Raw genomic sequence first — 13,029 nt, 5'->3', positions numbered from 1 at the left:
GTTTTTTCGATTACCTTAGAACCATTAGTCATAAAATCAATCTAAAAAATGTCCAAGTTTCCACGCAGGATTTTTTTTCGAAAGGCAGGGTGGGGCATATTTACCATTTCCTTCCTAACCCAGTCGCCGGTATTTGCACGGTTACGCCGAGCGTTATTCCCACAATCAGTTGACGAACGGGTTTTCTTTACCACCGGATATAAAATCAGTGAGGTGACAGACTCGACAGCCATGGTTTGGACCCGCCTTTGCCGGCAGGAACACCCCAATCCGATACGTCACGAACGAGAAGAAAAGGTGTTTCGTCATCCCATTGATTTTGATGAGAACCAACCGGTAGCGCAAATGGATGGGGGCGTTGAATCCGGCCCGGGTTTTGTCCGGGTGAAGGCCTATGCAGGGGCAGATAAGATCGTTTCTCCATGGGTGCAGGTGTTTCAGCGCGACGACTTTACGGCTAGAATACCCCTGGAAGGCCTTAAGCCAGGGACAACCTATCGGATAGAGCTGATTGGAAAGCCGAATGTAAATGGTTCCGTTACGGTAGCGGAGGCCAATTTTACCACCTCTCCATTACCGGAAAGTACTGTGCCAATCCTTGTTACTACCTCTACCTGCCAATATTTTTGGAGTTTTGACGACCCGGATAGAGGTTTCAAAACCTATGACAGTATGCGTAGATTAAATCCCGACTTTTTCATCCAAACCGGAGATTATGTGTATTACGATAAGCCCGGTCCATTGGCAAAAGGATTGGAAAAAGCCCGGCATAAATGGCGTGCCATGGATGGGTGGCAGAGTATAAAGGATCTGTATAAACATGTGCCGATTTACATGCTAAAAGATGATCATGACCTGCTTAAGGATGACGCCCACCCCCAATCCTCTCCCTACGGAGAGCTGAGTTACCTGGAAGGGCTAAAGCTTTGGTACGAAAATGTACCGATAGTAGGTAAGCCTTACCGTACGTTTCGTAAGGGAAAAGATCTACAAATATGGCTGGTAGAGGGGCGCGAATACCGATCTCCAAATGATGATCCAGATCGGGTTGGAAAGTCCATTTGGGGGGAGGAGCAAATAGCATGGTTTAAGCGTACGGTGGAGGAGTCGGATGCTACCTTTAAGCTCCTGTTTACCGCCACCCCTGTAGTGGGGCCTGATAGGGACAATAAAAAGGATAACCACGCCAACAAGGTATACGAAACCGAAGGAAATTGGCTGAGAGAATACCTGTCAAAAATCGATCATATGTACGTGGTGAACGGAGACCGACATTGGCAGTATGTTTCAAAGGACGAGGAGACGGGGTTGATAGAATTTGGTTCCGGTCCCATCAGCGATTGCCACGCACAGGGTTGGGATCCGGATGACAAGCGGCCCGAACACCGGTTTTTACGGGTAAAAGGGGGCTTTTTGAGTATACAGGTAGCCCGTGAAAATGGTGTGCCGGGTATACGCTTCACCCATAGAGACGTGGACGGAAATCCTACGCACGAGGAGTATTTTACCAAGCATTCCTAAAATAACAAGTGACCCCTTGAGAGCAAAAAATCTTACCATGAGCAAAGCAGCTAGTAATCGTTACCGTGAATTTATGGCAGCCAGGATCTTCCTGCTATCTTGGATTTGGATGGGTTTGGTGGCCTGTCAGCAAACGCGCACCGAAGCCCCGGTAGTAGAGCTTCCCAATGTGGTATTACTATTGGGCGATGACCATGGCTGGGATGAGGTCGGTTATAATGGGCATCCATACATAAAAACGCCGGTCTTGGACCAAATGGCAGCGAGGGGTTTGCGGATGGATCGGTTTTTTTCGGCTTCGCCCGTATGCTCGCCCACTCGGGGAAGCATCATCACCGGACGGCATCCAAATCGCTATGGAACGTTTACTCCCGGGCATTCCATCCGTCCGGAGGAAGTGAGTATTGCACAGATCATGCAGAAGGCAGGATATGCCACCGCCCATTTTGGCAAGTGGCACCTTGGGCCCGTGAAGGCGTCCTCTCCCACAAACCCGGGGGCTATGGGCTTTGACGAATGGGTGTCCCATGACAACTTTTTTGAAATGGACCCGCCCCTCTCGGTGAATGGAGCCGATCCTGTGATCTTTAAAGGAGAAGGTTCTGAAGTGGTGGTGAAGGAAGCGATGCGATTTATTGCGCAAGCAAAGGCCGCTAATAAGCCCTTTTTTGTGGTAATTTGGTATGGCTCGCCCCACGAGCCGTACAGTGCACTGCAGGAAGACCTGGATTTTTATCAAAACCTACCGGCTGATTTTGGCGATCGGCAGGTAAAACTTACTTCCAATGAAACAGGGGGAACAGTCGAGCGACATCAACGGGAGGTGTTGATCGAGCGATTTGCAGAGATCACCGCAATGGATCGTTCTATCGGCATGCTTCGAGATTACTTGGAAGGGGAAGGTTTACGCAGGAATACATTATTATGGTATTTTGGAGACAACGGGACGCCTCAAGAGGGCGTTGCCACTCTTCCCTTTAGGGGAATGAAAGGACAGGTCTACGATGGCGGCATTCGCGTGCCTAGTGTGCTGGAATGGCCGGCGAGGGTACGTTACCCTCTGATTAGTGCGGTAAACGGTGTCAGCACCGACGTGCTTCCTACGCTTTGTGAAATTGTTGGTCAGCCGCTTCCAAAACGGCCCATAGATGGGGTAAGCCTGGTCGGTATGCTGGATAATGTGATGATGGAGCGTCCGTCTCCGATTGGGTTTTGGAATGGTAGGGACCGGCAGGGCGTGGAATTGGAACCCTACCTCGCTGCCGATCAACAAACCGGTACTACGCCGCTAGTAAAACTGATGAATGGCCTTGCAACCCGAAATTTCAAAAACTTTCGCTATACGGACATTCAAGAGGCGGATTTCGGTGGCCCGAGGGTTTGGTTGGACAATCAGTACAAACTGGTGATTCACGGAGGATCTGGTGAAAAGGCCAAAAGGGAATTGTTTGACGTGTTGGCCGACCCGGAGGAGCAGCACAATGTGATCCAAAACCTGCCGGAGTTAGCTGAGAAAATGGAAGCGGAGATGTCGCAATGGCAGCAATCGGTGTTGGAAAGCTTAACTGGGAGAGATTATGGAGACAAATGAGTTATTCAATAGGTTCATTTCTTGACTATGCTGAATCCATTAGGATAGTGGGTATGTAGCTTGCTTGGGCCTATTCACGAGGCATGTTGCTTTTTTTGTTTAATCTTAATTTTTTAGGAAAACAATTTTTCATCAGCTATCTTTATTATTCCCGATCGTAACGGTTGGCAGGTAATTTGCGAAAGACCTCAAGACCGAAACCTATTGATATACAGGAACAGTAATGTTTAACCTAACGCTTTTTTTTTGAAATGGTCTACTCCCACATCTCCATCGAATCCTTTCATCGAAGCTTGACTTTTTGTTTCCTGTTTGCAGCCTACATTCTTTTGGCGGCCTGTGGATCAGCAATCCAGGAACAGGCGGTCCCGGACAAGGTACTCCAAAATGCGGAGAATAAACTCCGTATTCCACTGGATGATCAAACGGGAAATTTTAGTTATGGCCTTGGTTATCTCGACGGAGAGAAGTCCTATCTATTCAATATTCAGTCTCCCCGTAATGAAATTCAGGTTTACGATATGGATCGAAAAGAGCTTGCAAAAACCTTGAAATTCGATGTAGAAGGAAGTCAGGGAGTGGGTACGGTTTTCGGGTTTCATGTGCATTCTGCCGACAGCATATTCCTTTTTACCACCCATCCGGGATCCATTTATTTGACGGATATTGACCAATCCTACCTCTCAACGATTTCCTTTACATCGCCGGAAGGGTATTCCGGCCCGCAAGTCAGGTCATCTTTTTTTAATTCTTATCCAATTATCCGTGGGGACAAAATATTGGCAAAAGTAGTGGCTCCTGGTAATATCAAAGACACGGAAGAAAAGGTTCTTTCCAAGCAGGTATTAAGTATTGAACTGGATATGAATTCGGGAGATACTGAGCTTACTTCCCATAAATATCCGCAAGGTTACCTGTCAGATGGCTTGCGGGTACCGTACTACAGTATGGCGGCTTCGCCGGACCAGGTTGTTTATTCTTTTCTTGCGGATCATAATCTTTACGCAGCGTCCTCAGCGGGCGATCTGCTTGATGCTATTCCGGCAAAAAGTCGGTTTTTTCCCGAGACATTTCCCACCCTTTCGAGGACTGCGGAAAGGGACGAAGTCTTGCGGTATATGTTTACTGAACCTAGATACGGATTGCTGTTGTACGATCCTTATCGGGAAGTTTTTTACCGATTTTGTTTTCCCAAGATAGAAATCGAAAGCGAAGAGGAGCTGGAACAGCTTCGGGGATTTGCCAAGGATTTTTCGATCATGATCTTGGATAGGAATCTCCAAGTATTGGGTGAGACCCGATTTAAAGGCTACAACTACGTGACAGAAAATGTCTTTGTTGCCAAAGAAGGACTCTACATCTCCGTCAACCACCCCGATAATTACGACAATGACGAAGATTATCTCAGTTTTGTGTTATATGAGCTTGCGGATAAGAAGTAATTATGGGCTGGTAAATGAACGTTTGTATTCCTTTCTAACGCATTTCAAACTTGCTTCAAGTTTCACGGCTACCTTTGTATGATCACTACCATTGCAGCTAGCGTTGTAATCGTTTGAATTCAATCCGACACGCTGCCTATAGGCATGCGGGGATGATCGGTTGCGGATAGGTTATATCTAATACGGATATTTGGTAGGGAAGTGTTCCCCCAAAGCGGGAAAAGGCGTGCCCGCTCAAAGACAATAATAGACAGATGAAGATACTCTTGGTAGAAGACAATCCTGAGCTTACACAAAATGTGGTCCATTATCTGACCAACGAGGGGGTCGTTTGTGAGGCGGTGGGTAATTTATTCGAAGCCGAAGATCGTATGCTGATCCATTCATACGATTGTATCTTATTGGATATTATGTTGCCGGATGGCAATGGCCTCTCTCTAATTGAAAAGATCAAGGGATTGGGGGGGAATACACCGGTTCTGATCATTTCTGCCAAGGATTCGCTGGAAGATAAGCTGATGGGGCTTAACCTTGGGGCAGACGACTACCTCCCTAAACCCTTTCATCTAGCGGAACTGTTGGCGAGGATCAAGGCGATCGTACGCCGGTCTAAATTCGATGGGAAGGACGAGTTGGTTTTTCGGGAGATTTGCGTTGACCACGAAAACAGGCAGGTTAGGGTGCAGGATAATTTGGTGGATTTAACCCCCAAGGAGTTTGATCTGTTAGTCTTTTTTATTACCAATAAAAACAGGGTTTTGGGCAAGCAAGCAATTGCACAACACTTATGGGGGGATTATACACATGACTTGGACAACTTAGATTTTGTATACCAGCACGTTAAAAATCTCCGAAAGAAAATTTGCGCTGCAGGGGGAACGGACTACCTGAGTACGGTCTATGGATTGGGTTATAAGTTAGACGAGCACGCACGATGAGCCATTTGGTATTTCTCAACAGACGTGCACCTTGAGATGGCTGTCCGCTTCCTGGTCAGCCTAATGTCCTGGATTCCCCATCGGCTACAGTCTGATCATTTTGGATTAATAATGCGCTTGGAAACAGCCATAAAACACCTATGAAACTTCTAAATCTGCTTACAGCACTTTATGTAGCCCTCACATTATTGGCATTGGCCATTGGAGGGTTTTATGTGTATCGAAAACTGGTTTCCGAGATTGATTTTGAATTGGGAAGGGAACTTAACCGGCAGATAGATGCCTTTGCCGGAAGGCTCGAGCAAGGCGTGATGCCGGAAGGGCTAAATAGTGATCGACTGGAAATAACGCAACTGCCCTTCGATGCACCAATTGAGGAGCTATATCTGCGGGATACCATAGCCTACCATGATCCGATGAATCGACATGAAAAGCAGCTAAAAGCCAGTAAGTCGTACAAAATCAACGGAGAGCACTATCGTATTTCCTATTATAACCTCGTGGTGGAGACAGAGGATATTTCTGAGACCGTGGTCCAAACAATGTTGGTGGTTTTGTTGATTCAATTAGGCTTCATCATCCTGTTTTTCCGAGCGTTTGCCAATCGTATCTTAAAACCCTTTAACGCTACACTCGCCAAGGTGCAGCGCTTTGACCTGACGCAACAGCAACCTTTGCGTTTTGATCATTCGGCCATCAATGAGTTTGCCGAGCTAAATTCATTTTTGGAGGGCATGTCGGACAAAATGATTGCCGATTACCGGCAAATCAAAGAGTTTTCGGAAAATATTAGCCACGAAGTGCAGACACCCTCCGCCGTCATTAGGGGAAAGCTTGAGCATCTGATGAACTTGGAAATGACAGAGGATCAAGCAGGGCTTATTGATTCCATTTATCAAAACAATGAGCGTATCAATCGAATCGTGAGGTCGCTCGGATTCCTTGCTCGATTGGAAAATAATGAGTTTTCTTCGTCGGAGACCGTTAATATTGCTGACCTGGTACTCGAAAATCTAGCCTCTCTTAAAGAAATTGCGGAAATCCGGAGAATAGACATTAAGGTTACCGCTTCCGAGCCGGTGTATGTACCTATGCATGCCTTTGTCGCAGAAACATTGGTCCATAATTTACTGGGCAACGCCATAAAGCACAATTTGGAAGGAGGCTGGATCGAAGTTCGGCTTACCAAGGCGAATTTGTGGATTCAGAATTCCGGTCAACCTTCAAACATTAAGCCTGAAATGCTGGTTCAACGTTTTAAAAAGGACAGCAAACACCACGACTCCATTGGTCTAGGCCTCGCTATTGTACAGCAAATTTGCAGGCATTATCGTTTTTCGTTCCATTATGGTGTAGAAGGTGCTACTCATACCATAACGATTGAATGGTAAACCTAGCTTCAAATTTGGTTCAAAATTGTGTGCTATACTTGCTGTTGTTAAAGCTAAACCATGAAACTATTTATTAATACACTTCTAATTTTTGGTATATTAGGACTGACTCTACCTTCGATTGCGCAGCAAGCGCAAGTGCGTGGTAAGCTAGTAGATAAAAATACCAAGGAGCCATTGGCCTTTGTGCAAGTAGCGCTTTTTGAATCGACTCAATCTTCCTTGCCAGTAGTATTTGGCGATACGGACGAAAATGGGCAATTTCGATTGGCTGCCGCTGCCGGAGATTACCTATTCAAAGCATTTTTTATCGGTTACAATGACTTGGAGGTAACCGGTGTGGATTTGAGTTCTACGAAGGATTTGGGAACGTTGGAAATGGTCAGTGAAGGCACGAGACTGGAGGAGGTCATCGTAGAAACGACCAAAATGCCAGTAAGGACCAGCATGGAAGGTTTGATCATCACGCCAGAAAACAACATTGCCAATGTGGGTGGTACGCTGCTCGACGTGTTGAGAAATACCCCTTCGATTTCGGTAGCAGAGGATGGTACCCTATCACTGCGGGGGAGTTCTGGGATCAATGTCCTCATCAACGGGCGAAACTCCTCCCTTACCCAGAATTTAGACCAATTGCCTGCCAGTGCCGTGGAGGAGATCCGCATCATCAACAACCCCAACGCACGGTTTGACGCCGAGGCCGAAGGCGGGGTAATCGATATTATCCTTAAAAAGGGGCAGGATTTGGGGACAAATGGCGGGTTGGAGCTGACCTACGGTACCCGTAACAGAACAAACCTTGGCGGAAGAATCAACCACCGTACGACAAAGCTCAATACGTATGCAAGCTATAATTACCGTGATTGGAAGGGAATAGGAGACCGTAGAATTACCAGGGAACTGTTTGATAGGGAGGAACTATTGGATCAAAATACCCGTAGCAGCAGCCGAAACGCAGGCCATAATGTGAATTATGGGTTTGATTTTTACTTTGGAAACAGTGTTTTGAGCTATGAAGGGGTGTACCAAACCAGTGAAGACTGGCAGACAAACACGCTTTTTGCGGAATTGGATCGGGCGGGTTCCTTGGATTCCTTCGATTACGTCAGGCGAAATACAGAAAACGAGACCGATGATGGATTGGATAACGCCCTGATTTTTGAACACAACCTCGGGGAAGGGGGACACTTGTTGCGTGCTACGGCTAGCCACTCGTTTCGAAATCAGTATAAAACCCAGCGCATTGAAATTTTTAACAATACCTTGGATCCGGTAGCCGAGAATCTTACAGGTCAGGAGCGCGCCCTCACCGATGAAGTGCGTAATATCTCCGTATTTCAGGTGGATTACATCCGACCCACGAAATCGGGGAAGTTTGAGGCAGGCCTGAAATCCACCATCCGAAAGTTTGATAATGATTACCAATACTTTCGATTTGAGGAAACCAGCCAAGACTTTGTGAACGACGAGAGAATAAGCAATTTTTTCGCATACAAGGACCAAATCCACGCGGCCTATGCGGTCTATTCAGGAACGTTTGGCAAATGGGAGTATGGGATAGGTTTGCGGGGAGAACTAACCGTAGTGGATACTTATCTGGCAAATACAGGAGAACGCAACCGGCAGCAATACTTCAATCCCTTTCCAAGTTTGCAGGGGATGTACACGATTAACGATGCCCACGCGGTGAAAGCGACCTACAGCCGTCGCATCGATCGCCCTACAGCTTGGAGGTTAAATCCCTTTCCGGATATCACAGACAGCTTAAGTGTAAGAAGGGGCAACCCAAATCTTCAGCCTGAAATGATTAATTCGTTTGAATTGGGTCACATGGCGAATTTCGAACGTACAAGCTTGACTACGAATGTTTTTTATAGGAGTGTGAGCGGCCAATTGGATTTTATTACGATTGTGGAGGATGGTATTTCCTATTCCCAGCCCGACAACCTGCTTTCTGCTGAGTCCTATGGGGTGGAGTGGATCGGAACGGCGGAAATCACTCCATGGTACTCGCTAAATGGAGGAGTCACGCTCTTCCAGATTGCAGTTGACGGTTCAAATATCAGTGAAGAATTCACCAATTCGGGCTTTTCCTGGAACACCAAGCTTACTCAGGATTTTAAACTGCCTTGGGGGGTCAGGCTACAATTTGTGGCAAACTACGAATCGCCGGAAATTGAAGCGCAAGGTCGTGACCTATCTCAGTATTTCATCGATGGAAGTGTGCAGCGACGCTTTATGGGTGGAAAAGCCAATATGTCTATTAGTGTCAGGGATATCTTTGATACCAGGCGGTTTGCAGGCAGTGCCTTCTCCCGTACCTTTGCGCAGTCGTTTTATTCTAAACAGGAGACAAGAATTTTCCTTGTGTCGGCTAGGTATAACTTTTGATCCGATCTAGCTGGAACGGGTGCAATGATTTTTCAGAAATGGGTAGTGAATGGCAGGAGCATGAAAAGCAATCATTCTCCCGCCATTCTTTTATACTTAAGGAGTTATCAGTTCAATGGTGCCATCCGCCAGGTGCGTTAAAGGCGCCATTTTCATGTTTCTCAAGTGCGTTTCTCCAGAAAGTTCGGTGTCGTGGTAAAATAGATACCAAGCTCCGTCAAACTGCACTATGGAGTGATGCGTGGTCCAGCCTTGTACCGGTGCCAAAATGTTCCCTTGGTAGGTGAAAGGACCATATGGACTGTCACCTATGGCGTACGCAATGAAGTGCGTGTCGCCGGTGGAGTAGGAAAGGTAATATCTCCCATCATATTCGTGTATCCAAGCAGCTTCAAAAAAGCGGCGTGCGTTGTCACCGTTTAGAATGGGTGATCCTGATGCGTCTACGATTAGCACCTCTTTGGGTTCTTCAGCCAGTTCCTTCATATTGTCGCTTAGCTTGGCTACGATGGGGGAAAGAGCGGGCTCGTCGTCTGCCGGGAGTCCGTCTGTGGGGCCGTCTCCTACCGGGTTAAATTGATTGTTCCGGTATTTTTGGAGTTGTCCTCCCCAGATGCCTCCCCAGTATAGGTAGTAGGCACCGTCTTTGTCTTTGAAAACAGATGGGTCGATAGAATAGGTGCCTGGGATGGGATTGCCTTCCGCCGTAAAGGGACCTGCGGGATTATCTCCTACTGCCACACCAATTTTGAAGATGCCGGTTTCGTCTTTGGCGGGAAAATACAGGTAATAGGATCCGTCTTTTTCGGCCGCATCCGGAGCCCAAAGTTGACTGGAGGCCCAGGGCACATCCTCTACACTAAGCACCGTACCATGGTCGATCACTTCCGCTCCCGGCTTTTCCAAAGAATATACGCGATAGTCACGCATTGCAAAGTGCGATCCAAGGTCATCCGTAGGTATGCCGGCATCTATGTCGTGGGAGGGATAAATGTATATTTTACCTTCAAAGACATGGGCCGATGGGTCGGCTGTGAATTGCTCGGTGACCAAAGGGGGATGGGCGAAAATTTTGGATGTCGACTCCGTTTCAGAGGACTGTGTTTCTTGCGGCGGATTTGAACAGGCTACTGCCATCAGCAGGCTCAAAGCTGACGCTAGGCCTCTTTCGCAAAAGGCATTCGTTTTTTTCATAATAGGATCTTAATAGGTTTGGCTGGAAAGTTACGATAAAATCACCACTAGATCAACCTGCTTACGAACAAGGTAATATGAATGCTTGAAAAATCTTTTAATAAAGCCAACGAATCCGTGAATTCTTGTTTAGAATGGTATCTGTGGGTGAAAGACCTCAATAGGCTGTTGTTAACTGGCAAGCCGTTGCAGCCAAATAAGTCTTGCTAGGACAAGATGGACAAGCCCAAAAAGAGAGTAGCCCGTTCGGAGCTACTCCCAACATCTTTAGTTAATACAGCGTTATTTTTTGCCTACTCCGAAGCTAAATCCCATGTGGAAGTCCGCTTGCATGGAATTGGCAAGGGTTCCCGTAAGTATCGCATTGCTCCCAATGAAAAAACCGCCCAGCTGCAAGCCCAAACCGCCGGTTAAGCCTGAAACCTGACTGTGGGCCCAAGGGGAATAAATTTGAAAAGATCCGAGTACCAAGCGGGGGGTTAGCACAATCATGTTTTGCGCAGTGATTACGTTGTTGTTGGCCTCATCGGATAACCTCCTTTGCACAAAGAGGGATGCCTGAAAGGCTTTGGCAGGCCTTATTTCTCCGTAAATATTTACCATGGTAGGGAGATTGATGGATAGGCCTTCAGATCCTCTGTCAATCGCGAAATAGCCGCTGTTTACCAATTGGGCTTCGATATCCTCTAAATCACCTTCTAGGTTGTCGATACGGAATTGTTCCGATGCAGGGATATTCATGGCGTAGGATTGACTAGTGGAGTTGTTGGAAAAGGACATACTTCCGAGGTTTTTTACGGCTAGTCCTGCATGGATAAACGAGCTTCCGTCTGATTTTTTCCATTGATAAGTACCTCCCAAGTCCAAGGAAAATCCGCCCAATGACCCCAAGTTGTAGCTAAAATCTTCGTTTAGAGCGGCATCTGAATAGGCGATATTGAATTCAGCACTTGCATCGGTTAGATATATGCCTTGTTCATCTTCAACGATGGTACCTCTGAACTGGCCTAGTCCCAGGTTGGTGTATAGGCTCGGGAATATCAATCGAAAGTTGGCACCTCCTGCGAAGTGGTGGCGGCCTACTGCCAAAATCTCACGACCTAGCAGGAGATCCAACTCGGCCCATCCCGCCGCTAGAATACGCTGGTTGTTGGAACTGGACAATCCCGTAAAGGTCTGCGAACCCGATTGCCAGGTATTCCCGGAATCACCAAATAGGCCATCTGCAATGCCGGCATCCAAGTCAATGATGTCCGCTTTTACAAAGCCCTGGGAGGCGATGCCAAAGCCCCATTTGCCTACCGAAAATCCAACAGAAGGGCCAAGCACCGCGGCCTCCGTCCGTAAATTGATGGGGCCATCTGCATTTTCCAAGGCAAAGTCGAGTAGGTCGGACTCGTCAATGATGTTTTGGAAGTTCAATACATTGTTGCTTACCACCGCTTGGGCTGAAAATACGTGTGCCTCTACTTTTTTAGTGAGAGAGGCGATTTCTGCTGGGTTCATAATGGCACTTTGCATTCCTTTCCGGGGACCATTCTGAACGCCGAGGAATGGGGACTGTGCAAAAGCTGCTGTGAGGGGCAATGCGCTTAGCATCACCATGGACAAAAGTTTCATGTGTCTATAATTGATTTTTCAATGATCACAACCTGTTACGGTTTATAGGGATGGAATCGCGCACGGTTGATAGTCATCTTTCCGTGTTGTGCCCGATTCCATGATGTCATTTTTTGTATATAAAGAAAATTTGTTTTGGTTACTTCCGATAAAACGGAGAATGCTTGAGTTATCACGAAAAGTATCTCCGTTGCAAATTTCGTAAAAAAGGGGGGCATTACAGCGGAAAAGTGATAAATAGTTCATCCGTGTAAATGAAGCGAGTCTATTTCGGAAACAGGTATCATAGTCAGCCACTTCAGGCACAAAATGATTTTGTGGATTTAATAAAGGCAGAAGCTAATCCTCGATTGCTCGTTTTATCAAAGTAAGTGCGTCTTCGGAGTAGGAAAGGTTTAATGCGGCAAAATGCCCTGTCGGAGACATTTTTTTCCAGGTCTTTCGCAGGATATCGACTACTTTTTCCGATTCTGCTTCGTGCTTGGCCAGAAAATCTTCGAAGTAAAATGACAGAAATACCAAGCATGTCACGTCCTCCAGACATTGTACATCCGCATCTTTTTTTAGTTGCCGTTTGTTGAGTAAGTCGTCTACTCGCCGAATATCCGCTGTAGGATACCCACACTTTTGCATGAGTTCTCCGGTTAAGGTAGCGTGAAGTTTTTTCAGTTTCGTTCTCCAGGTCAGGTAACCGATACGATCCATGGGAAACGTATTTCGTGGAATAATCCATCGTTGGATGTGCTGTGAACGTGCGGCGATTTGCAATAATTCGGAGGCTTCCGGGTGAAAATCTGCCAGCATCTGGGTCATTCTACGACTGTATACAAGCTCTTTTGGTATGCCCTCGGGATCCAGATTCGGGTCACCTGCGTTTATTCGATCTATTTCTTGAAGTACCTCAGTAAGTCGTGTCATCTTAGAAAATAGCGTTGGTTCCG

General features: G+C 46.7%; 9 protein-coding genes. 6 read left to right on the top strand and 3 right to left on the bottom strand.

All coding sequences use genetic code 11. From position 1 onward, the window contains the following. The first annotated feature begins 48 nt into the window (after positions 1 to 48). From IAQ59_RS08120 to IAQ59_RS08095, 6 genes are all read left to right on the top strand, one after another. Positions 49 to 1,521: an alkaline phosphatase D family protein gene (locus IAQ59_RS08120; RefSeq protein WP_209330294.1), complete on the top strand. Its 1,473-nt coding sequence runs from the start codon at positions 49 to 51 to the stop codon at positions 1,519 to 1,521. 37 nt (positions 1,522 to 1,558) lie between these two features. Continuing rightward, positions 1,559 to 3,112: a sulfatase-like hydrolase/transferase gene (locus IAQ59_RS08115; RefSeq protein ID WP_209330293.1), complete on the top strand. Its 1,554-nt coding sequence runs from the start codon at positions 1,559 to 1,561 to the stop codon at positions 3,110 to 3,112. A gap of 251 nt (positions 3,113 to 3,363) precedes the next feature. Then, positions 3,364 to 4,554 carry a DUF4221 family protein gene (locus IAQ59_RS08110; protein ID WP_209330292.1) on the top strand — a complete coding sequence of 397 codons (1,191 nt, stop codon included), beginning with the start codon at positions 3,364 to 3,366 and terminating at the stop codon, positions 4,552 to 4,554. Positions 4,555 to 4,808: 254 nt separating this feature from the next. Further along, complete coding sequence (locus IAQ59_RS08105) at positions 4,809 to 5,492, top strand: response regulator transcription factor (protein WP_209330291.1); 684 nt, start codon at positions 4,809 to 4,811, stop codon at positions 5,490 to 5,492. 140 nt (positions 5,493 to 5,632) lie between these two features. Next, on the top strand, positions 5,633 to 6,883 hold the full coding sequence (locus IAQ59_RS08100; protein WP_209330290.1) for a sensor histidine kinase: 1,251 nt from the start codon (positions 5,633 to 5,635) through the stop codon (positions 6,881 to 6,883). A gap of 60 nt (positions 6,884 to 6,943) precedes the next feature. Further along, positions 6,944 to 9,274 (top strand): TonB-dependent receptor, encoded by a 2,331-nt coding sequence (locus IAQ59_RS08095; protein ID WP_209330289.1) that lies wholly within the window; start codon positions 6,944 to 6,946, stop codon positions 9,272 to 9,274. A gap of 96 nt (positions 9,275 to 9,370) precedes the next feature. Here the strand turns inward: IAQ59_RS08095 and IAQ59_RS08090 are convergent, their stop codons facing one another. The 3 genes from IAQ59_RS08090 to IAQ59_RS08080 form a co-directional block, all read right to left on the bottom strand. Then, positions 9,371 to 10,468: a glycoside hydrolase family 43 protein gene (locus IAQ59_RS08090; RefSeq protein ID WP_209330288.1), complete on the bottom strand. Its 1,098-nt coding sequence runs from the start codon at positions 10,466 to 10,468 to the stop codon at positions 9,371 to 9,373. A 282-nt stretch (positions 10,469 to 10,750) separates the two neighbouring features. Next, a complete protein-coding gene (locus tag IAQ59_RS08085; protein WP_209330287.1) occupies positions 10,751 to 12,088 on the bottom strand; it encodes a hypothetical protein in 1,338 nt (445 codons plus the stop codon). A gap of 339 nt (positions 12,089 to 12,427) precedes the next feature. Next, complete coding sequence (locus IAQ59_RS08080; RefSeq protein WP_209330286.1) at positions 12,428 to 13,006, bottom strand: DUF4202 domain-containing protein; 579 nt, start codon at positions 13,004 to 13,006, stop codon at positions 12,428 to 12,430. Positions 13,007 to 13,029 lie beyond the last annotated feature (23 nt).

The sequence above is a fragment of the Lunatimonas salinarum genome (genome assembly GCF_017811155.1).
Classification (GTDB): domain Bacteria; phylum Bacteroidota; class Bacteroidia; order Cytophagales; family Cyclobacteriaceae; genus Lunatimonas; species Lunatimonas salinarum.
This window is presented reverse-complemented; position numbering and strand designations above follow the sequence as displayed.